The sequence below is a fragment of the Cellulomonas sp. genome, assembly GCF_036279715.1.
Taxonomy (GTDB): Bacteria; Actinomycetota; Actinomycetes; order Actinomycetales; family Cellulomonadaceae; genus Cellulomonas_A.
On the sequence record NZ_DASUIR010000065.1, the window covers coordinates 1 to 21,829 of the forward strand.

Annotated in this window: 18 protein-coding genes and 1 tRNA gene; 6 read left to right on the plus strand and 13 right to left on the minus strand. The window is 72.6% G+C overall.

Annotated features, from left to right (window positions below; all coding sequences use genetic code 11):
* Position 1: 1 nt before the first annotated feature.
* The 12 genes from VFW79_RS06580 to VFW79_RS06635 all read right to left on the minus strand — a co-directional run bounded on the left by VFW79_RS06580 (position 2) and on the right by VFW79_RS06635 (position 11,711).
* Positions 2-74: transfer RNA gene (locus tag VFW79_RS06580), tRNA-Ala, on the minus strand.
* A 73-nt stretch (positions 75-147) separates the two neighbouring features.
* Complete coding sequence (locus tag VFW79_RS06585) at positions 148-822, minus strand: histidine phosphatase family protein (protein ID WP_329676521.1); 675 nt, start codon at positions 820-822, stop codon at positions 148-150.
* Positions 819-1,205: a ribosome silencing factor gene (gene rsfS, locus VFW79_RS06590; RefSeq protein ID WP_329676522.1), complete on the minus strand. Its 387-nt coding sequence runs from the start codon at positions 1,203-1,205 to the stop codon at positions 819-821. The genes VFW79_RS06585 and rsfS overlap by 4 nt, the downstream gene beginning before the upstream one ends.
* Positions 1,206-1,243: 38 nt before the next feature.
* A complete protein-coding gene (locus VFW79_RS06595; protein WP_329676523.1) occupies positions 1,244-2,575 on the minus strand; it encodes a hypothetical protein in 1,332 nt (443 codons plus the stop codon).
* On the minus strand, positions 2,568-3,170 hold the full coding sequence (gene nadD, locus VFW79_RS06600; RefSeq protein WP_329676524.1) for a nicotinate-nucleotide adenylyltransferase: 603 nt from the start codon (positions 3,168-3,170) through the stop codon (positions 2,568-2,570). Before nadD ends, VFW79_RS06595 begins: the two co-directional genes overlap by 8 nt.
* Positions 3,171-3,213: 43 nt before the next feature.
* Positions 3,214-3,366 carry a hypothetical protein gene (locus VFW79_RS06605; RefSeq protein WP_329676525.1) on the minus strand — a complete coding sequence of 51 codons (153 nt, stop codon included), beginning with the start codon at positions 3,364-3,366 and terminating at the stop codon, positions 3,214-3,216.
* A 57-nt stretch (positions 3,367-3,423) separates the two neighbouring features.
* Complete coding sequence (locus VFW79_RS06610; RefSeq protein WP_329676526.1) at positions 3,424-4,743, minus strand: glutamate-5-semialdehyde dehydrogenase; 1,320 nt, start codon at positions 4,741-4,743, stop codon at positions 3,424-3,426.
* A 4-nt stretch (positions 4,744-4,747) separates the two neighbouring features.
* Complete coding sequence (gene proB / locus VFW79_RS06615; protein ID WP_329676527.1) at positions 4,748-5,935, minus strand: glutamate 5-kinase; 1,188 nt, start codon at positions 5,933-5,935, stop codon at positions 4,748-4,750.
* Positions 5,936-6,014: 79 nt separating this feature from the next.
* Positions 6,015-7,535, minus strand: a complete 1,521-nt coding sequence (gene obgE, locus VFW79_RS06620; protein WP_329676528.1) for a GTPase ObgE — start codon at positions 7,533-7,535, stop codon at positions 6,015-6,017.
* A 176-nt stretch (positions 7,536-7,711) separates the two neighbouring features.
* Positions 7,712-7,966 carry a 50S ribosomal protein L27 gene (gene rpmA / locus VFW79_RS06625; protein ID WP_329676529.1) on the minus strand — a complete coding sequence of 85 codons (255 nt, stop codon included), beginning with the start codon at positions 7,964-7,966 and terminating at the stop codon, positions 7,712-7,714.
* Between the two features lie 61 nt (positions 7,967-8,027).
* On the minus strand, positions 8,028-8,336 hold the full coding sequence (gene rplU / locus VFW79_RS06630) for a 50S ribosomal protein L21 (RefSeq protein WP_197711448.1): 309 nt from the start codon (positions 8,334-8,336) through the stop codon (positions 8,028-8,030).
* 306 nt (positions 8,337-8,642) lie between these two features.
* On the minus strand, positions 8,643-11,711 hold the full coding sequence (locus VFW79_RS06635) for an Rne/Rng family ribonuclease (protein WP_329676530.1): 3,069 nt from the start codon (positions 11,709-11,711) through the stop codon (positions 8,643-8,645).
* A gap of 437 nt (positions 11,712-12,148) precedes the next feature.
* Between VFW79_RS06635 and VFW79_RS06640 the strand changes: the two genes are divergently transcribed.
* The 5 genes from VFW79_RS06640 to VFW79_RS06660 are packed head-to-tail and all read left to right on the plus strand — an operon-like array spanning position 12,149 to position 20,048.
* Entirely contained in the window at positions 12,149-13,639 is a 1,491-nt protein-coding gene (locus tag VFW79_RS06640) for a cytochrome ubiquinol oxidase subunit I (protein ID WP_329676531.1), read from the plus strand.
* A gap of 9 nt (positions 13,640-13,648) precedes the next feature.
* On the plus strand, positions 13,649-14,737 hold the full coding sequence (gene cydB / locus VFW79_RS06645) for a cytochrome d ubiquinol oxidase subunit II (protein ID WP_329676532.1): 1,089 nt from the start codon (positions 13,649-13,651) through the stop codon (positions 14,735-14,737).
* Between the two features lie 13 nt (positions 14,738-14,750).
* Positions 14,751-16,433, plus strand: coding sequence for a thiol reductant ABC exporter subunit CydD (cydD, locus tag VFW79_RS06650; RefSeq protein WP_329676533.1), 1,683 nt, complete (start codon positions 14,751-14,753; stop codon positions 16,431-16,433).
* Positions 16,430-18,292, plus strand: coding sequence for a thiol reductant ABC exporter subunit CydC (gene cydC, locus VFW79_RS06655; protein ID WP_329676534.1), 1,863 nt, complete (start codon positions 16,430-16,432; stop codon positions 18,290-18,292). The genes cydD and cydC overlap by 4 nt, the downstream gene beginning before the upstream one ends.
* A 40-nt stretch (positions 18,293-18,332) precedes the next feature.
* Positions 18,333-20,048, plus strand: coding sequence for a GAF domain-containing sensor histidine kinase (locus VFW79_RS06660; protein ID WP_329676535.1), 1,716 nt, complete (start codon positions 18,333-18,335; stop codon positions 20,046-20,048).
* Positions 20,049-20,110: 62 nt separating this feature from the next.
* Here VFW79_RS06660 and VFW79_RS06665 read toward each other — a convergent pair whose 3' ends face one another.
* Positions 20,111-20,737: a response regulator transcription factor gene (locus VFW79_RS06665; protein WP_329676592.1), complete on the minus strand. Its 627-nt coding sequence runs from the start codon at positions 20,735-20,737 to the stop codon at positions 20,111-20,113.
* A gap of 146 nt (positions 20,738-20,883) precedes the next feature.
* Between VFW79_RS06665 and VFW79_RS06670 the strand changes: the two genes are divergently transcribed.
* Positions 20,884-21,828 (plus strand): phosphoglycerate dehydrogenase, encoded by a 945-nt coding sequence (locus VFW79_RS06670; protein WP_329676536.1) that lies wholly within the window; start codon positions 20,884-20,886, stop codon positions 21,826-21,828.
* The last annotated feature ends 1 nt before the right edge of the window (position 21,829 follow it).

Genomic DNA, 21,829 nt, shown 5'->3' on the forward strand with positions numbered 1-21,829 from the left:
GTGGAGCTGAGGGGATTCGAACCCCTGACCCCCTGCATGCCATGCAGGTGCGCTACCAGCTGCGCCACAGCCCCGTGACCCACCCCGGGGGGAGAACCACCACCCTTGCGGGCGTCGTGAAGTCTAGGCGGAACCCTGCCCTCAGCGCTAATCGGGGTCGCGGACCTCGCGGTCGGGCCCCGCGTCCCAGTCGGCGGAGGCGTCGGTGGGTCCCAGGTTGTAGCCCGTGAGCCGCCACGTGGGCCCTAGGTTCCCGCGGCCGAGCCGCAGCTCGGCCCAGTGCGCGTTGCTGACCCCGACGATGCCCCGCCAGGCGGGCGGCAGACCGAGCAGGCCGGCCACCCCGAGCCCGATCGCGGCGCCGTGCGAGACGACGAGGAGCGTGTCGTCGTCACCGAGGTCGTCGGCATGAGCCATGACCCCCTCGACCATGCGGGCTGCGACGGCCGCGCGGGACTCCCCACCCGGACGGTTCGGCTCGCCACCCTGCGCCCAGGCGGCATGGTCGGCCGGCCACTGCTCGGCGATCTCGGTGGCCGTCATGCCCTCCCAGTCGCCGAACGAGCGCTCACGCACGCGCGTGTCGACGACCGGCACGAGGTCGACCATCGACGCGAGCGCGTCGGCCGTGACGCGTGCGCGGATGAGGTCGGACACCACGATGCGCGTCGGCCGGTAGCGCGCAGCGATCGCCGCAGCGGCCGTGTGGGCCTGCCAGTGGCCGACCTCGTCGAGCGGGATGTCCGACTGGCCCTGCAGCCGGGCCTGCACGTTGTGCGCGGTGCGACCGTGCCGCCAGAGCAGCACCCGCCCCGCGGTCACTCGGAGGTCCCGGACCCCGACCGGACGTCGGCGGGCAGCTCGATGACCGGGCAGTCCTTCCACAGTCGCTCGAGCGCGTAGTACACGCGGTCCTCGGCGTGCTGGACGTGCACGACGATGTCGCCGAAGTCCAGCAGGACCCAGCGCGCGGTCTGGTTGCCCTCGCGGCGCAGCGGCTTGGCGCCGAGCAGGTGCAGAGCACGCTCGATGGCGTCGACGATGCTGCTGACCTGCCGCTCGTTGGTGCCCGAGGCGATGAGGAACACGTCGGTGAGGACGAGCTGCGCACTCACGTCGAGCGCGATGATCTCGTCTGCCTTGAGCTCGGCTGCGGCGCGGGCCGCAGCGATGGCAAGCTCGATGGCGCGTTCGGATGCCGGCACGGGACTCCTTGTGGGTTCAGATGGTCGGACGGTGACCGTCAGACCACAGGGTGTTGGCTCGCATCGAACGGCGCCGACGCTGCGGGCGTCGTGGTCGGTGCGGGGTCGTTCGCGCCGGCGCTCCCGTGGCCCGCGAGGAGCACGATGAGGAAGCCGAGCACGAACGCGACGAGAGCCAGCACGATCAGCTGGAGCCACGTGTAGGGGTGCGACGGCCGCTGGTCGTCGTCCTCGTCGTCGTCACCGTACAGGCTTCCGCTCGCGACGGGCTCATCGCGCGTGGCGGTCGCGCTCCCCGAGACGCCGAGCGAGCCCCAGTTCGGGACGGGTACCTCGTCGTCGACCTCGACCGCCGGCGCCGGCGTGCCGGCAGCGGCCGCCCCCCAGGACCCCACGACGGGCGCCTGGTAGGCCGGTGGCCCCGCGGGCGCGGGGACAACGGCGGACGCCCCGGCGGACGGCGCCCACGACGGACCGGTCCGCCCAGAGGTGGGCTGCCATCCGGCCTGCGGGGTGGACGGTGCCGGCGGCGGGGTCGCTGCGGACGACGTGCCATAGCGCGACGACGTCACCGGCCCAGGTGAGGGCGCGCCCGCGTCGCCGGCGGCAGGACGCGCGGAGCCCGCACCGGGCTGGCCGCCCCAGGCGCTCGACCGCGGCTGGAACCCGGTCGGCGCGGAGGGCGCCTGCCCCGCCTCGGTCGGCTGGCCCGTCGGGTTGACCTGGGCAGAGCTCGCGAGGGGTGTCGGGCCGGACGAGTACGGGCTCGACGGCTGAGCGGCGGCGGGTCGGACGATCGAGGGCCGGGCGACCGCAGGACGGCCAACGGCGGGACGAGCGACGGTCGGCCGGGCAGCAGGCGACGGTTCGGCGGGGGGCAGCGCCGCCGGGGGCTGCGTCGGCACCTGGCCGGGACGTCCGCCGGCCGCCTCCGCGGGGCGGGCGGGGCCCGAGGACGGGCGCGGTGTCGCCGGGCGGCTCGTGTAGGTCTGCGCTGGCGCGGCAGGGGTCGCGGGCGCGCTCGGGTGCCCGCTCCACGCGGACGGGACCGCGGAGCCCGCGCTCGGCGGACGCTCCGAGGGCTGACCTGTCGTGGCAGGCCGGGGACCGGTCGGGTCGAGCGGCGTGTCACGAATCGTGCGCCGCGAGCGCATCGCGTGGGAGGCGTCGGGCGCGAGGCCCGGCACCTGGTACGGCGCCGCTCCCCCGTGCTGCCCGTCCGGCCCGACGGACGGGATGGGCTGGCTGCGCAGCGCGCGGCGCGACGGCGGGGTCGCGTTGCCGCCGACTCCGAAGGCCGTGTCGGGCGCATCGCCCTCACCGGCTCGCTCGAGCTCGCGACGTCGACGCCGCTCTCCAGGTTCACTCATCGTTACCTCGATACAGACCGTGCTTGGCGATGTACTGGACGACCCCGTCCGGGACGAGGTACCAGACCGGCTTCCCCCCGCGCGCACGGGCCCGGACGTCCGACGACGAGATCGCCAGGGCGGGGATCTCCTGCTGGGTCACTCGGTCCTCGGGCAGGCCCTCCGTGGACAGCGTGTGCCCGGGTCGGTTGACGGCGACGAAGTGGGCCATGGCGAACAGCTCTTCGGGGTCCTTCCACGTGAGGATCTGCGTGAGCGCGTCCGCTCCGGTGATGAAAAACAGATCGGCATCCGGACGGGCGACGTTGAGGTCGCGGAGCGTGTCGACCGTGTACGTCAGCCCGGCGCGGTCCATGTCGACCCGACTCACCGTGAACCGCGGGTTCGACGCGGTCGCGATGACGGCCATCAGGTAGCGGTGCTCGGCCTGCGTCACCTGCTGGTGCTGCTTGAACGACGGCTGCCCCGTGGGGACGAACACCACCTCGTCGAGGCCCAGGACCGCGGCGACCTCGCTCGCGGCGACCAGGTGACCGTGGTGGATGGGGTCGAACGTGCCGCCCATGACGCCGAGGCGGGGTCGACGCTCTGTCATCAGGTGCGTCCTCGCTCTCGTGTCCCAGATCGGTCGTGCGCGGTCAGTGCCGGGTGCCGACGCTCCGGAACGCGTAGGTGACGAGCAACAGTGCGACGAGTCCGCCGAAGGCGGTCAGGCCGAACACCGCGGGGGGGACGGGCAGCTCGGTGGCATGCTCCGCGACAGCCTCGACGGCGAGCAGGGCAGCGTGCACGTCATCCTCCAGGGGTGGGGTTGCGGGTGTTCAAGTGTCGCACGTCTGAGGTCCCCCTCAGGGTCGGACGTGCCCGTCCCCGTGGACGATCCACTTGGTCGTGGTGAGCTCGGCGAGGCCCATCGGACCACGCGCGTGCAGCTTCTGGGTCGAGATCCCGATCTCCGCGCCGAGGCCGAACTGACCGCCGTCCGTGAACCGGGTCGAGGCGTTGACCATGATGGCCGCGGAGTCCAGCTCGGCGACGAACCGCTCCGACGACGCCAGGTCCCGCGTCACGATGGCCTCGGTGTGCCCGGACGTCCAGGTGCGGATGTGCTCGATCGCGGCATCGAGGTCGTCGACGACCCGCACGGCGAGGTCGAGCGAGAGGTACTCCGTCGCCCAGTCCTCGTCGGTCGCGGGCACGACGTCGACGCCCGCAGGTGCGAGCGCTGCCGTGGCCGCGTCGCCGTGCACGACGACGCCCGCCTGGGCGAGCGCTGCCAGCGCCGACGGCAGGAACCCCGCCGCCGCGTCCGCGTGCACCAGCAGCGTCTCGGCGGCGTTGCACACCCCGACGCGCTGGGTCTTGGAGTTCAGCAGGATCGGCAGAGCCATCGCCGGGTCGGCGGACGCATCGACGTAGACGTGGCAGTTGCCGACGCCGGTCTCGATGACGGGGACCGTCGCCTCGCGCACCACGGTCTGGATGAGGTCGGCGCCACCGCGCGGGACGAGCACGTCGACCAGGCCTCGCGCATGCATGAGGGCCACGGCACCCGCGCGCCCGAAGGCGTCGATCGACTGGACGAGGTCGGCGGGCAGGCCCTGCGCCGCGAGCGCTCGGCCGAGCACCCCCACGATGACCTCGTTGCTGCGCGCCGCTGCCGAGCCGCCCCGCAGGATCACCGCGTTCCCGCTCTTCAGCGCGAGACCGGCAGCGTCGACCGTGACGTTCGGCCGGGCCTCGTAGATCATCCCGACGACGCCCATCGGGACCCTGACCTGGCGCAGGCGCATCCCGTTGGGCAGCGTCGAGCCGCGCACGACCTCGCCGACCGGGTCGGGCAGGGCCGCGAGCTCGCGCAGCGCGTCGGCGATCGCGACGATCCGCTCGTCGGACAGTGCCAGCCGGTCGAGGAGGCCCGGTGAGGTGCCGTTCTCCCGGCCCCGCGCGAGGTCCTCGGCGTTGGCCGCCACGATCTCGACGGTCGAGGCGATGAGCGCATCGGCCAGCGCGTGCAGCGCGGCATCCTTGGTCGAGCGCGTCGCGGTCGCGAGCACGCGGGACGCGGCCTTGGCGCGGCGGGCGGTCGCGAGGACCTGCGCCGCGACGTCGTCGCTGGTCGCAGGCTCGGGCGACACGTCAAAGCGGTTCTCGAGCGATGCGGTCATCGAGTCAGGATAGACCGACGTCCTGGCGCTGACGCGGGGCTGTGCGTGCTCGGCGTCGGACCAGTACCAGGTCGTCGCGGTGCACCACGACGCGGTCGTAGCCGGGCCCCAGCTCGGCGCGCAGCTCGGACGTGGTGTGACCGAGCAGGTCGGGGACCTCGGCCGAGGAGAAGCCGACCAGGCCGCGGGCGACGACCGTGCCGTCCGCGGAGACCAGGTCGACGGGGTCGCCCGCCTCGAAATCGCCGTCGACCCCGGTGATGCCCGCGGGGAGCAGCGACATGCGGCGCTCGACGACCGCCTTGACAGCACCGTCGTCGAGCACGAGCCGTCCTCGCGTGCGCGCGGCGTGCGCGAGCCACAGCAGCCTCGTCGAGGCGCGCCGACCGGTCGCCGCGAACCACGTCCCGACGTCCTGGCCCGCGAGCGCCTGCGCGGCCTGCGCTGCCGACGTGAGGACGACGGGGATGCCGGAGCCCGCGGCGATCGCCACGGACTCGAGCTTGGTCACCATGCCACCGGTCCCGACCGCGCTGCCCCGAGCTGAGATGTCGATGCCCTCGAGGTCCTGGGGGCCGGTGACCGTGGCGATGCGCGTCGACCCCGCGTGGGACGGCGGACCGGTGTACAGCCCGTCGACGTCGGTCAGGAGCACGAGCGCGTCGGCGTGCACGAGGTGCGAGACGAGCGCAGCGAGCCGGTCGTTGTCACCGAACCGGATCTCCTCGGTCGCGACCGTGTCGTTCTCGTTGACGATGGGCACGACGCCGAGGTCGAGCAGACGTCCGAGCGCGCGCTGCGCGTTGCGGTAGTGGCCGCGCCGCACGGTGTCCTCCGCCGTGAGCAGGACCTGCCCGACGCGGATCTTGTGGTCCCAGAACGCCTTGGTGTAGTGCGCGACGAGGATCCCCTGGCCGACCGATGCGGTCGCCTGCTGCGTCGCCAGGTCCCGCGGGCGCGAGCTCAGTCCGAGCGGTCCGAGGCCGGCGGCGATCGCGCCCGAGGACACGAGCACGACCTGCCCTCCGCTCGCGTGCCGGGCGGCCAGGACGTCGACGAGCGCACGGAGCCGATCGGGGTCGAGCCGGCCGTGCCCGTCCGTCAACGACGACGACCCGACCTTGATGACGATCCGGGCGGCGGCAGGCAGACGGTGACGGTCGGTCAGGGCGGGGGCGCTCACGGGGTCCATCCTCCCGTGTCACGCGCCCGCGACGCGCCGCAGCACGCCGCCGAGCCAGACACGTACTCGCAACGACGACTCCGACGGGTCAGGAGAGGTCCTCGTCCGTCCAGAGCCCGGCCTCGTGCTCGGTCCACAGCTCGGCCCGCGCCTCGGTCTTGGCGTCCATCCGCTCCTTGTACTCGGAGCGCTTCTCGCCGCGGGTCGGACGCGACCGCGCCTCGATCCGCATGTCCGAGCCGCGCGGACCCGCGAGCATCTCCGAGCCGACGAGCATCGTCGGCTCCCAGTCGAAGACGACGGCACCCGGACCGTCGCCGATGACGACCTCCGCGCCCGCAACGGCGCCGGCCGCGAACAGCTGCTCCTCGACCCCCAGACGCGCGAGCCTGTCGGCGAGGTACCCGACCGCCTCGTCGTTGGTGAAGTCCGTCTGGCGCACCCAGCGTTCCGGCTTCACACCGAGCACCTGGAAGTAGTCGTGCGGGCCGTCGGTCCGCAGCGTGACCGTGAAGCCCGCGTCGTCCACCGCCTTCGGCCGCAGGACGATCCGCGCCGGCTCCGGCATCGGCGCCTCGCGACGGGTGCGCTCGACGAGCTCCGCCAGGGCGAACGTGAGCGGGCGCAGGCCTTCATGGGTCGCCGCGGAGACCTCGAACACGGTCAGGCCGCGCTCCTCGAGATCGGACCGGACGAGAGCCGCCAGGTCGCGGGCCTCGGGCACGTCGACCTTGTTGAGCACGACGAGCCTCGGTCGCTCGGTCAGCGGGACGCGCCCGCCCTCGATCCCGACGTCGCCCGCGTAGGCCGCGAGCTCGGCCTCGATGACGTCGAAGTCGCTCATCGGGTCACGGTCCGGCTCGAGGGTCGCGCAGTCCAGGATGTGCACCAGGACCGCGCAGCGCTCGACGTGACGCAGGAACTCCAGACCCAGCCCCTTGCCCTGGCTCGCCCCGGGGATCAGGCCCGGCACGTCGGCGACGGTGTAGCGCGACGAGCCCGCCTGCACGACTCCGAGGTTGGGGATCAGGGTCGTGAACGGGTAGTCGGCGATCTTCGGGCGGGCGGCCGAGATGGCAGCGATGAGACTCGACTTGCCGGCGCTCGGGTACCCGATGAGCGCGACGTCGGCGATCGTCTTGAGCTCGAGGACGACGTCCTGCGACGTTCCCGGCTCTCCGAGCAGAGCGAAGCCCGGCGCCTTGCGGCGCGGCGACGCGATCGCCCAGTTCCCGAGACCCCCGTGACCCCCCTGCGCGACGACGTAGCGGGCGCCCACCCCCATGAGGTCAGCAAGGACCTCGCCGTCCTTGGACTTCACGACGGTCCCCTCGGGCACGCCGAGGATCAGGTCTTCGCCGGTCGCACCCTGCCGGTAGTCGCCCATGCCCTGCGAACCCGAGCCTGCGTGCTTGTGCGGCGAGTGGTGGAACTCGAGCAGCGTCGTCACCTGGGGGTCGACCACGAGGATGACGCTGCCGCCGTTCCCGCCGGTCCCGCCGTCGGGCCCCGCGAGGGGCTTGAACTTCTCGCGGCGGATCGAGGCGCACCCGTGACCACCGTCACCGCCGGTCGCGCTGAGCACGACCCTGTCGACGAAAGATGCCATGGGTTACCTCTTCCCGGGGATCACGTGGACCCCGTCCCTCAGTGCCGCGAATGGCCGCGGCGGGTGCTGCTCCGAGCTGGTGCTGAGACCAGCCAGGTTGCGCTCAGACGAGCGTGACGACGACGAAGGGGCGCACCCGTCCAGGCGCGCCCCTCCGACGAACGTGTACTGAGGCGTCAGGCCGCCACGACGATGTCGATGACCTTGCGGCCGCGACGGGTGCCGAAGAGGACGGCACCGGGAGCCAGGGCGAACAGCGTGTCGTCGCCCCCGCGGCCGACGTTGATGCCGGGGTGGAAGTGCGTGCCGCGCTGGCGGACGATGATCTCGCCGGCCTTCACGACCTGGCCACCGAAGCGCTTGACGCCCAGGCGCTGCGCGTTGGAGTCGCGACCGTTGCGCGAGGAGCTCGCGCCCTTCTTGTGTGCCATGTCGAACCTGCTTTCGTGCTCAGATGGATGACGCGCCCACGTGCGGGGCGGCGGCGCAAGCTCAGTTGATGCCGGTGACCTTCAGGCGGGTCAGCCGCGAACGGTGACCCTGGCGCACCCGGTAGCCGGTCTTGTTCTTGAACTTGAGGATGTCGATCTTCGGGCCCTTCTCGTCCCGGACGACCTCCGCCGTGACCTTGATCTTCGCGAGCGCGCTCGCGTCGGCGGTCACCTTCTCGCCATCGACGAGGAGCAGAGCGGTGAGCTCGACCGTCGACCCGGGCGTCGCGGCGAGACGGTCGACGACGACGACGTCGCCGACGGCGACCTTCTCCTGGCGGCCGCCAGCCTTCACGATCGCGTACACCACGTTGTTGCTCATCTCTGCTCGTCGAACTCAGGCACTACGTCTTTGGTCAGGCACTACGTCTGTGATCAGGCACTACGTCGTCACTCAGGCACTGCATCTCTGGGAGATGTGCTGCGCGCGCAGGATCCGAAGAGCCGAGATCCGGCTCGCGCCTGTTCGACTCTGATCTCGCACGATCTGCACGCACGGCCTGTGCTCACGACCTGCCACGCACAACCGGCGCGTGCGAAACGCGCCGACGTCCAAGAGTACGGAACTGACCTGGCAGGGTCAAACCGCGACCAGGCCGTCCCGCCTCCCCCGGACTCAGTCGGACGTCTCGTCCTCGTCCCCGTCGAGCTCGAACACCCCGGGGTCGACCTGTACGAGCTCGAGGGTGCCGTCCCCGGCGTCGACCGGCAGGGCCACAGCGGCGTCGAACGACGTCGCGACAGGCTCGCTCGGCGCGGCACCGCGGGCCGACTCGACGTCCGCCGGGGCCTCCTGCACGGGCGCAGGAGTGGCGACTGTCTGGTCGGTCTCCTCGACGCGCTCCGGGGCCTGCTCGTGACTGTGCTCGTGCGCATGGGCAGCCGCTGCCGCGATGGTAGCGAGCGTCGCCTTGACGGCCGCGCGCGCCTCGGGGAGGACCGGCACGGCGATCGTCGGCGTGGACGACTCCTTGACGACGCGCTTGCGGCGCGCTCGCTTCGGCTCGCCGTCACTGTCGGTCGCTGCATCAGGCTGGGCCGCACCCACGTCGGGCCGGTTGTCCTTCTCGATCGGCTCGGCGTGCACGATGAAGCCGCGCCCGTTGCAGTGCTCGCACGTCTCGCTGAACGCCTCGACCAGGCCCTGGCCGACCCGCTTGCGGGTCATCTGCACGAGGCCGAGCGACGTGACCTCGGCGACCTGGTGCTTCGTGCGGTCACGACCCAGGCACTCCACCAGGCGGCGGAGCACGAGGTCGCGGTTCTGCTCGAGCACCATGTCGATGAAGTCGATGACGATGATGCCGCCGATGTCGCGCAGCCGGAGCTGACGGACGATCTCCTCCGCGGCCTCGAGGTTGTTGCGCGTCACGGTCTCCTCGAGCGTCCCGCCGGATCCCGTGAACTTGCCCGTGTTGACGTCGACGACAGTCATCGCCTCGGTGCGGTCGATGACGAGCGAGCCGCCCGACGGCAGCCAGACCTTGCGGTCCATGCCCTTGGCGAGTTGCTCGTCGATCCGGTGCTCGGCGAACACGTCACCGCGACCCGACCACCGCGTGACCTTCGAGGCCAGGTCGGGGGCGAGGTCTCCGATGTAGCCCGAGATCGTGTCCCACGCCTCGTCGCCCTGGACCACGAGCGACCCGAAGTCGTCGTTGAAGATGTCGCGAACGACGCGGATGGCCAGGTCCGGCTCACCCTGCAGCAGCGCGGGTGCCGACGCGGACTTGGCCTTCTTCTCGATGGCCTCCCACTGCGCCTGGAGGCGCGCGATGTCCGCGCGCAGCTCCTCCTCGCTGGCCCCCTCGGCCGCGGTGCGCACGATCACACCGGCGGAGTCCGGCACGAGCTCGCGCAGCAGCTTCTTGAGGCGGTTGCGCTCGGTGTCCGGGAGCTTGCGGCTGATGCCCGTCATGCCGCCGCCCGGGACGTACACGAGGTAGCGGCCCGCGAGCGTCACCTGAGACGTCAGACGGGCACCCTTGTGACCGATCGGGTCCTTGGTGACCTGCACGAGCACCGCGTCGCCAGACTTGAGCGCCTGCTCGATGCGGCGCGGCTGACCCTCGAGGCCCGCGGCGTCCCAGTTGACCTCGCCCGCGTACAGCACCGCGTTGCGACCCTTGCCGACGTCGACGAACGCGGCCTCCATGCTCGGGAGCACGTTCTGCACCCGACCGAGGTAGACGTTCCCGGCCATCGACGCCTGCGCCTGCCGCGAGACGAAGTGCTCGACGAGCACGCCGTCCTCGAGGACGGCGATCTGCGTCCGACCGTTCGCCTCGCGGACGATCATCGTGCGGTCGACCGACTCGCGGCGGGCCAAGAACTCCGACTCGGTGATGATCTGGCGACGCCGGCCGTTGTCGCGACCCTCACGACGGCGCTGACGCTTCGCCTCGAGACGGGTCGAGCCGCGCAGCGCGGTGGGCTCGTCGCTCGGGACACGCGCGGCACGGGTCCGCGTCGTGGTCACGACCTCCTCAGCGCCGTCCCCGCCGCGGCCACCACGACGACGACGCCGACGCCGACGGCTGGATCCGCCGTCACCGTCACCCTCGGTAGCCGTCTCGGTGTCGTCCGACTCCGCCTCGGAACCGTCCTCGTCGGCCAGGGCGGACGTGGACTCCTCGTCCTCGTCACCCTCGTCGGACTCGTCGACCTCGCCCGCGGGCCGGCTGCGACGGCCACGGCCCCCGCGACGCCGACGACGGCGCGGCGACGTCTGCTCGTCGTCCTGCTCGACCGTGGCCTCGTCGTGCGCCTGGTCCTCGTCGAGCTCGTCCTCGTCCGCCTGCTCCGCGGGCGCGACGACGTCCTGCACCTCGACCGGGGCCTGTCCGCGCCCGCCACGCCGCGAGCGGCGACGCGCCGGAGCCTCGGTCTGGACGACCTCGTCGGGGACGACAGCCTCGGTCACGGCGGCCGACGCAGCGACCTCCTCCTCGTGCAGGGCTGCGGCGGCCTCGGAGATCGCGGCGGGCGTGCCGGCCGCCGACACGGCGCGTCGGCGGCGCGGGCGCGCGTCCGGCTCCGGCGCCTGGAAGAGCAGCGCGGTGGTCGCGAGACGCGGTGTGGTCGAACGGGTCGCGGCGGGCGCTGCCTCGACGGGCGGCGTCGCAGCGAGGGCGGCGAACACGTCGAGCGCCGGTGCACGCGACGGTGCAGCGGCGGCGACGGGGGCCGCCTCGTCGATCTCCTCCTCGTCGGCGATCGCCTCGACGACCGGCTCGACAAGGGGTGCAGCCTGCGAACGGCTGCGGCGCGGGGCGCGCTTACGTGCGGCAACGACGGGCGCCTCGTCCGCCGGCGTCTCGGCGACAGGGTTCTCGGCGACGGGCGCAGCGGCGGGGACGGACGGCGCCTCGACAGCCCCGACCGGGGTGACGACCGGGCGCGTCACGCGCCGCGACCGACGGGCCGGCGGGGCGGCGGGCTCCGCAGCAGCGGAGGGTGCGGGCTCGACCGACGGGGCGACGACGGGTTCGGGTTCGGGTGCGGCGACTGGGACGGACTCGGCAGCGCTCGGCGCTGCGGTGACGGGCGCCGCGACCACGTCGTCGGGGGCGGCTGTGCGCCGTGTCGCGCGGCGTCGGGCGGGCTTGCTCGGTGCCACAGCCGCTACGCCGGTGCTCTCTGCGCTCGTCTCGACTGCGTTGTCGCTGGTGTTCTCGAAGGTCACTCGGGTGCTCCTGGGTGCCCGCCAGCGCCGTCCACACCTATCGGCGCCCGCGGGCGGTCGGTCGTCGGTCGCGCTGAGCGCGTCGACGGAAGTCGTCGGTTGCGGCCGGCTGCACGGGCGGTCGGCGCCATCGCCTGCCTGCTCCCCCGAGTCCCGGACGGGACCCGGCGCGAAGCCGGCGGCGCCTGGCGAGCGCGATGCGCTGGTGCGGCGAGCACGTTCGTGGCGTCAGAGCGGTGTGAACACTCCGGACACCGATGTCAGTATCGCACAGGGCCTCCCGGCAGGCGGCGCGACACGGCATGCTGTGACGACGATCTGTCAGCAAACGGGACCTAGGTCCCTGGTCTGCGTCGCGCTACCTTCTAACGTCGTCGCAGGCCCCTGGCCGGTTTGTATCGACCCTGCACCCACCGCCTCACACCGCCGGAGACCACGTGGAAGCCCTCGATCTCGCCCGCTGGCAGTTCGGTGTCACGACCGTCTACCACTTCATCTTCGTGCCGCTCACGATCGGGCTCACGCCCCTGGTCGCCCTCATGCAGACCTTCTGGGTCCGCACGAAGAACGAGCGCTGGCTGCGCCTCACCAAGTTCTTCGGCAAGCTCATGCTGATCAACTTCGCGATCGGCATCGCGACCGGCATCGTCCAGGAGTTCCAGTTCGGCATGAACTGGAGCGAGTACTCACGGTTCGTGGGCGACGTCTTCGGCGCACCGCTCGCGATGGAGGCCCTCGCCGCGTTCTTCGTGGAGTCGACCTTCCTCGGGCTGTGGATCTTCGGGTGGGACAAGCTGCCCAAGAAGATCCACCTCGCGTGCATCTGGGCGGTCGCGATCGCGACGAACCTGTCGGCCTTCTTCATCCTCGCCGCGAACTCGTGGATGCAGCACCCGGTCGGCACCGTCTTCAATGCGCAGACCGGTCGCGCCGAGATGGTCGACATCGGCAAGGTCCTGAGCAACCCGACCCTCATGGCGGCCCTGCCGCACACGCTCACCGCCGCGTTCGTCACCGCAGGCACGTTCGTCGCTGCCATCTCCGCCTGGTGGATGGTCCGGCTCGTGCGCAGCGGAGATGTCGCCAAGGCCCGCGACGTGTACCGGCCGGCAGTCATCCTCGGTGTCGTCGTCATGCTCGTCGCGGGAGCCGGCGTCGCCCTCACGGGAGACCAGCAGGCCAAGCTGATGTTCGACCAGCAGCCCATGAAGATGGCCGCGGCCGAGGGCCTGTGCGCGAGCGTCGACGGCGCCTCGTTCTCCATCCTGGCGATCGGTGACCTCAACAACGACTGCGCGGGGGTCAAGCACCTCATCTCCGTCCCCGGCCTCACGTCGTTCCTGGCGACGAACGACTTCTCCGCCCCGATCAAGGGCGTCGACGAGCTCCAGGCGCTCGCCACCGAGAAGTACGGCGACGGCGTCGACTACATCCCGAACCTGCCGATCACCTACTGGTCGTTCCGGCTCATGATCGGCTTGGGCGTCGGTGCCGCCGCCCTCGCGCTCGCCGCACTGTGGCTCACGCGCAAGGGTCGGGTCACGGACAACGTCTGGTTCTCCCGCCTCGCGGTCGTCGCGCTCCCGATGATCTTCCTCGCCTCGTCGTTCGGCTGGGTCTTCACCGAGATGGGTCGTCAGCCCTGGGTCGTGGTCCCGAACCCGAACCCGTCGGGCGTCGACGGCGTGTGGCTCCTGACGTCACGCGGCGTGTCGACCGTCGTGAGCCCGACGATGGTCATCATCTCGATGGTCGCCTTCACGCTGCTGTACGGCATCCTCGCCGTCGTCTGGTTCAAGCTCATGCACCGCTACGCGATCGAGGGCGTCGCCGCGACCGAGCACGACCCCAGCCCCGACAACCCCGACAACCACCGCGACCCCAACGACCCCGACGCCGCTGACGCGCCGCTGTCGTTCGCCTACTGAGGAGCGGACATGGAGCTCTCGATCGTCTGGTTCCTGCTTATCGCGGTCCTGTGGACCGGCTACCTCATCCTTGAGGGGTTCGACTTCGGCGTCGGCATGCTGCTGCCTGTGCTCGGCAAGCGCGACAAGGACCGTCGCGTGATGATCAACACGATCGGCCCGGTGTGGGACGGCAACGAGGTGTGGCTGCTCACCGCCGGCGGCGCGACGTTCGCGGCATTCCCCGAGTGGTACGCCACCATGTTCTCGGGCTTCTACCTCGCGCTGCTGCTCATCCTGCTCGCGCTGATCCTGCGCATCGTCGCCTTCGAGTGGCGCGGCAAGATCAACGACGACGCGTGGCGCGGGCGATCGGACTGGGCCCTGATCATCGGGTCGTGGGTCCCCGCAGTCCTGTGGGGAGTCGCGTTCGCGAACCTCGTGCGCGGAGTCGAGCTCGACGCGAGCCACCAGTACGTCGGCGGCTTCTTCGCCCTGCTCAACCCGTTCGCGCTGCTCGGCGGGGCCATGACGGCACTCGTCTTCCTCACGCACGGTGCGATCTTCCTCGCGCTGAAGTCCGGCGGGGACGTGCGCGACCGGGCGGGCGCGCTCGCTGCCCGGCTCGCGCCCGTGACCCTCGTGGTCGCGGCGGCGTGGGCGATCTGGGCCCAGCTCGCGTACTCGGTGACCTGGACGTGGGCCGCAGTCGTCGTCGCGGCCGCCTCACTCGTCGCCACCGTGCTGACGACCCGGACCCGGCGCGAGGGCTGGGCCTTCGTCGCGTCGGCCGTCACGATCCTGGCCGCCGTCGTGCTCATCTTCGGCTCGCTGTACCCGGACGTCGTCCCGGCGTTCGACGCGGCGAACTCCCTGACCGTGACGAACGCGTCGTCGAGCCACTACACGTTGACCGTCATGACGTGGGTCGCTGCTGTGCTGGTCCCGTTCGTCCTGCTCTACCAGGGCTGGACGTACTGGGTCTTCCGCAAGCGCGTGTTCGCGACGCACATCCCGGACCATGTCGGCCTCACGTTCGAGCGTCCAGCCGCCCTGGTGGGCGCACCGACGGCTCCCGCGGGCGGGTCCTCAGGTTCTGACGGCGGCCCCCAGGTGTGAGACGCTCGCGGGCGTGAAGCCGCTCGACCCGAGACTCCTGCGTTACGCACGCTCAGCCCGCGCATACCTCGCGCTGACCGTGGGTCTCGGCATCGTCGGCGCCGTCCTCGTCGTCGCGCAGGCTCTCCTGCTCGCGCACGCGCTCGCCTCCGTCGTGCACGACGGCGCCGACCTCCCGGACGTCATGGGCCTCGTTGTCGCGCTCGCGGGGGTCGTCGTGGCGCGCGCCACGGTGACCGGCGTGCAGGAGCGCTACGCCCACCGGGCCGCCACGCGCGCGATCGGCGAGCTCCGGGAGCAGGTCGTGGGACGAGCCGCTGCGCTCGGTCCACGATGGCTCGCCGAGGGTGCCGGCCCGGGGGTCGTGACGCTCGCGACCCGCGGGATCGACGCGCTCGAGCCGTACTTCGTGCGCTACCTGCCGCAGCTGGTCCTTGCTGCGACCCTGACACCGGCCACGCTCCTCGTCGTGCTCCGGCTGGACTGGGTGTCCGCCACGATCATCGCCGGGACGCTCCCGCTCATCCCCGTGTTCATGGTCCTCGTCGGGCAGCTCACGCAGGGGCGCTCGGAGCGCGGCCTGGAGGTGATGCAGCGACTCGGCTCGCAGGTCCTCGACCTGCTCGCGGGGCTCGCGACCCTGCGCGCGTTCGGGCGCGAACACGGCCCCGCCGCGCGCGTGCGTGAGCTGGGCGACGCACACCGTGCCGCGACGATGGGTACCCTGCGCATCGCCTTCCTGTCCGGGATGGTGCTCGAGCTGCTGACGACGCTGTCGGTCGCGCTCGTCGCGGTCGGCATCGGTCTGCGACTCGTCGGGGGTGACATCGACCTGGTCACCGGGCTCGCGGTGCTGGTCCTCGCGCCCGAGGTGTACCTCCCGCTGCGCCAGGTGGGCGCCCACTTCCATGCCTCGACCGACGGCGTGGCGGCTGCGACGCAGGTCTTCGCGGTCCTCGACACGCCCGTCCCGGCGCCCGGCACCGTCCCGGCGCCGGACCTGCGCACCACGACCGTCGTGCTGCGCGGCGTGGGCGTCCGGGCTCCCGAGCGCGAGGTGCACGCTCCCGCCGGGCTGGACCTGACCGTCGCCCCGGGCCGAGTCGTCGCGCTCACAGGGCCGAGCGGCGCCGGCAAGACCACAGCCGTCGCCGTGCTGCTCGGTCTGCTGCGACCGGACGTCGGCTCGGTCATGCTGGTGCACCCGGACGGCAGCTCGACCGACCTCGCCGACATCGACCTCGCCTCGTTCTGGCGTCAGGTCGCGTGGCTGCCTCAGCGTCCGGTGCTCGAACCGGGCAGGCTCGCCGACGTCGTGACCGGTGGTGCTGGCGCCGTCGGTGCGTCCGCCCGGGACGAGGCGGCGGCACTGACCGGGCTCGACCTGGTCGTCGCGGGCCTCGCCGACGGATGGTCGACGCCCCTAGGCCGCGGCGGCGTGGGTCTCAGCGTCGGGCAGCGCCAACGGGTCGCGCTCACGCGGGCGGTCCTCGCTCCCGCGCCGCTGGTCGTCCTCGACGAACCCACGGCGCACCTCGACGCTGAAGGCGAACGCGTCGTGCTCGACACGGTGCGCGCGCTGCGTGACGCCGGACGCACGGTGGTGCTCGTCGCACACCGGGCATCGCTCGTCGCGCTCGCCGACGACGTCGTCGAGGTCCGCCCGGAGCCCGTCGTCGCCCAGGTCCGGGCATGACGGCGCTCAGCGGCGCCGATGCGCCCACGGTGCCACGACAGACCGCCGCCCTGCCGGCACCGGCCCGGGTCGCAGCACCCTGGGGATCACGCGACCCGCTCCGGCGCGCCCTGTCTCTCCTCGACGTCGACCGCTCCCGCGTCGGGCTGTCCATCACGCTCGGCGTGCTCGGGCTGGGCAGCGCCGTCGCGTTGGCCGGCGTGGCGGCGTGGCTCATCGCCCGCGCCTCGCAGATGCCGCCTGTCCTCGAGCTGTCCATCGCCACGGTCGCGGTGCGGGCCTTCGGGATCGGACGCGGCGTGTTCCGCTACCTCGAGCGTCTGGTGTCCCACGACGTCGCGCTGCGCGGCATGGGGTCGCTGCGCACCGCGCTCTACGCGCGTCTGGCCGCCGGTCGCCCCGAGGGGACAGCCGCCGTGCGTCGCGGCGACCTCCTCGCCCGGGTCGGCGCCGACGTCGACGCGGTCGGCGACGCGGTCGTCCGGGGTCTACTGCCCGCCGCGGTTGCCGCGGTCCTGGGCCTCGGCACGGTCGTCGCGATGGCAGCTCTCCTGCCCGCGGCGGGAGCCACCCTCGCGGCCTGCCTCCTGCTCGCCGGCGTCGTCGCCCCCTGGCTCGCGGCACGCGGCGCACGCACCGCCGAGCAGCGGGCCGTCACCGCCCGCGCGTCGATCGCGTCGATCAGCCTCGGGCTGCTCGACGACCCGGGCGCGCTCGCCGTGCAAGGGCGCATCGCACCGGAGCTGGCCGCTCTTCGGCGGTCCGACGCCGACCTCGCCGAAGCCACCGACGCGGGCGCTGGCCCGGCCGCGCTCGCCGCGGCTCTCGGTTCGCTCGCCGTGGGCGTCGCTGTGCTGGCGGCGCTGCTGCTCGGCATCCCTGCGGTCGCCGCCGGCGCTCTGACACCGGTCGCGCTCGCGGTCATCGTCCTGACGCCGCTCGCCGCCTTCGAGGCGACCTCCGTCCTGCCTGCTGCCGCCATCCAGGTCCACCGGTCGCGGGCGGCCGCGGCCCGGATCATGGCACTGCTCGACGAGGCCGAGGTGGGGGACCTCCCGGACCCTGCGGCTCAGGGCCCGACGACCGGCGCGCCGAGTCTCGTGGCGCGAGGTCTCGCGTGCGCCTGGCCAGGGCATCCCCCGGTCGTCACGGGGATCGACCTGGACCTCTCCCCCGGTCGCTCGATCGCCGTCGTCGGTCCGAGCGGCACCGGCAAGACCACGCTCCTGCTGACGCTGGCGGGCCTGCTGCCTCCGCACGCGGGCACCGTGGACCTCGGCGGCGTCGCGGTGTCGGCGCTCCCCCGCGAGACGGCTGCCCTGGGCGTCGCGCTGACCGCCGAGGACGCACACGTCTTCGCCACGAGCGTGCTCGAGAACCTGCGGGTCGCCCGCGGCGACGTGACACCCGACGAGGCGCGCGGCGCGCTCGCCCGGGCCGGGTTGACGGACTGGCTGGACGGTCTGCCCGACGGCGTCGACACCCGGCTCGGCCCGGACGCCCAGAACGTCTCCGGAGGCGAACGCCGGCGCCTCCTGCTCGCCCGGGCCCTGGTGGCACCCGCGCCGCTCCTGCTCGTCGACGAACCCGGCGAGCACCTGGACCGGGCCACTGCCGACCATCTGGTCCGGGACCTGCTCACCCAGGGCGTCACAGGTACCGGGGTACCCGCTCGGACCGCAGCGGACCGACCTCGCGGCGTCGTCGTCGTCACGCACCGCCTGACGCCGCTCGATGCGGCCGATGAGGTCGTGCTCCTGAAGGACGGGCGCGTCGAGGCGCGAGGGACCCACGCGGAGCTGCTTCGCACCCACGACGGTTACCGTGAGGCGATGGAGACCGAGCGCGACGACGACTGAGCACCACGACGACGACGCAGGACGACGACCCGGAGGACGCATGACCACGCGCGACGACGCCCGCGAGGCGGTACCGCCCGTCGACGGCGGCACGACGGAGGCCGAGAAGGGTCGCGCCGACCTGCTCGACGCGGTCCTGTCCGTCGCGAGCGGGCTCGACCTGTCCGGTGTCCTCGAGCGGTTCGTCGAGGCGAGCGTCGAGCTGACGGGGGCGAGCTTCGGTGCGCTCAACGTGCTCGACGCGCACGGTGCCTCGACGACGTTCGTCCAGGTCGGCGTCTCCCCGGCTGTCGCCGCGATGCTCCGGCACGCCCCCCACAACATCGGGGTGCTCGGTCAGATCCCCGACGAGGGCGTGCTCGCGCTCGACGACCTCACGCACCACCCGGCGTTCCTAGGCTTCCCTGCCAACCACCCCCCGATGGGCGCGTTCCTCGGCACCGCCGTCCGCGTCCGCGAGAGGGTCTACGGCTACCTCTACCTCGCGGACAAGCGTGGCGGGTTCACCGACGCGGACGCCGACGTCGTGATCGCGCTCGCGGCGTCGGCCGGCGTCGCTCTCGCGAACGCCCAGCTGTACGCGAACGCGGCACGCCGCGAGCACTGGCTCCGTGCCGGCCAGGACATCACCACGATGCTGCTCTCGGGCGCGGACGAGGAAGAGGCGCTCGCGCACATCGCCGCCACGGCACGCGAGGTCGCCGGGGCCGACACCGCCGCGCTCGCGCTCCCCGGCGTCGGCGGTGAGCTCGTCATCGAGCTGGCCGACGGTCACGCTGCCGAGAGCCTCATCGGTTCGGTCATGCCGTCCGACGGCCCGTCGTGGTCGGTCATGGGCGAGGGGCACGGGCTGCTCGTGGAGTCCTTGTCGCAGTCCCGCGTGGTGCGGGTCCTCCCGATGCGGGCGTTCGGGCCGGCGATGTTCGCCCCGCTGCAGACCTCCGGGCGCGGGGTCGGCGTGCTCATCCTGATGCGCCGCATCGGCGGCTCGGCGTTCGAGTCGAGCGACCTGGTGACCGCCGAGTCGTTCGCCGCCCAGGCTGCGCTCGCCTTCGTCCTGGCCGAGGCCCGACACGCGCAGGACATTGCGGCACTGCTCGACGAGCGCGAGCGGATCGCACGCGACCTGCACGACCTCGCGATCCAACAGCTCTTCGCGACCGGCATGCAGCTCGAGACGGTCCGTCGGCGCGCGGCCCGTGGCGTCGACCCCAGCGAGCTCACCAGCATCGTCGAGGACGCCCTCGACAACGTCGACGCCTCGGTCCGGCAGATCCGGCAGATCGTCTACGCGTTGCGCGACCCCGACGCGGCGAACGGCATCGTCGAACGGCTGCGCCGCGAGGCGTCGCTCGCACGGACCGGGCTCGGCTTCGCGCCGTCGTTCGTGGTCATGCTCGACGGCGAGAGCGTGCCCGACGGCGACTACATCGAGGCGGACCAGATCGACGCACGGATCGGACCCGACCTGACCGACGATGTCGTGGCGGTCGTCCGGGAGGGCCTCGCGAACGCTGCCCGGCACGCCCAGGCGTCGTCGGTCGCCGTCAGGGTCATCGTCAAGGGGCAGGGGCCGACCGGGACCGTCATCGTCGAGGTCGAGGACGACGGCGTCGGCCTGCCCGCGATGCGGGCGCGGCGCTCCGGGACCGGCAACCTCGCGGCGCGGGCACGGCAGCACGGCGGGACGTTCACGCTCGGAGCGTCCCCCGCCGGTCGGGGCGCCCTGCTGACGTTCGAGGCTCCGCTGGGCTGAGGCCGCGGTGGCTGGCGCAGCGTTGCGCAGACCTCGGCGTGCAGCGGTAGGTCAGTCGCGGATCAGTGGTTCGTCTCGGCACGCCAGCCGGAGTGCTTGCGGGCCGAGACCCACGCGGCGACCTGCGTGCGGCGCTGCAGACCCATCTTCGAGAGCAGCGACGTGATGTGGTTCTTCACGGTCTTCTCGGCAACTCCGAGACGCTCCGCGATCTCGCGGTTCGACAGGCCCTCGCCGATGAGGTCGAGCACCTTGAGCTCGCTCGGCGTCAGGTTCTCGGTCGGGTCGTCGTGGCCGGCCCGGCGGCGCGTCACCGTGCGCTCGTCGAGCAGGGTGCGCCCGGACGCGACGGCGCGGATCACGTCGGTGATCTCTGCGCCCCGCACGCTCTTGAGCAGGTAGGCGGCAGCGCCCGCATCGAGCGCCTCGGCGAGCGCGTCGTCGTCGTCGAACGAGGTCAGGACGATCGCGCGCGCGTCGGGGAGGGTCTCCCTCGTCCGCTTGAGGAGGTCGATCCCCGTGCCGTCGGGCAGCTGGAGGTCGACGAGCAGGATCTGCGGGTGGACGAGCGCGGCGCGGCGGACGCCGTCGGCGACGGAACCCGCCTCAGCGACGACCGTCATCCCTTCGGTCCGTTCGACCACCTCGGCGATACCTCGTCTGACGACCTCGTGGTCGTCGACGATCATGACCGTGATGGGACCGGTGCGGTCGGCCTGCGGGGCGGGCGTCGTAGGTGGCACGGTGGCATCGTATCCAGAGCGCGCCCGATCCCCGACACCGACTCTCCCGCTGGACGCGCGGACCCGACTGCGACTCCCCTGGAGGACGACCTGTGACGACCGTGCTGCTGCCCCTCGGCATCGAGCTGGACCCTGCTCTCCCCGAGGGGGTGCGGGCGGTGCGGTACGACGTCCGTGCGCCCGTCCCCGCGGAGCACGTCGACGCGGAGGTGCTGGTCGTGTGGATGAACACGCCTGCCCAGCTCGCCGACTGCGCGCGGCGGCTGACCCGGCTGCGCTGGGTGCAGACGCTCGCAGCCGGGCCCGACGCTGTGCTCGACGCCGGCTTCGCACCCGACGTCGTCATGACGAACGGCCGCGGGCTGCACGACGGCCCCGTGGCCGAGCACACGCTCGCGCTCGTGCTCGCGGCTGCCCGGAGCGTGCCGGACCTCGTGCGTGCGCAGCACGAGCACCACTGGGCCCGCGAGCTCGGCGGCGCGCAGCAGCTCGACCCGCCGGGTGCGTTCCGCACGCTCGACGGCGCTCGCGTCCTGATCTGGGGATTCGGCTCGATCGCGGCCCGGCTGGCGCCCGTGCTCGCGTCGCTCGGAGCCCAGGTGACGGGCGTCGCCCGCACGGCCGGCGAGCGCGCCGGGTTCCGGGTCGTCGCCACCGCAGACGTCACCGCCGAGCTGCCGACGACCGACGTCCTCATCGGCCTGCTCCCCGCGACGCCCGAGACCCACCACGCGATCGGCTCGGGCGTGCTCGGGCTCCTGCCGCCGCACGCGTGGGTCGTCAACGTGGGGCGAGGGTCGACGCTCGACGAGGATGCGCTGCTCGAGGCCCTGCACAACCAGCAGCTCGCGGGTGCGGCGCTCGACGTGTTCGAGACCGAGCCGCTGCCGGCCGGTTCACCGCTCTGGGACTCGCCGCGTGTTCTCATCAGCCCCCACGCCGCCGGTGGACGACCCCAGGGTGCCTCGGAGCTGATCGGGGACAACCTGGCGGCGTTCGAGGGCAGACGCCCGCTGCGCAACGTCGTCGAGCACTGAG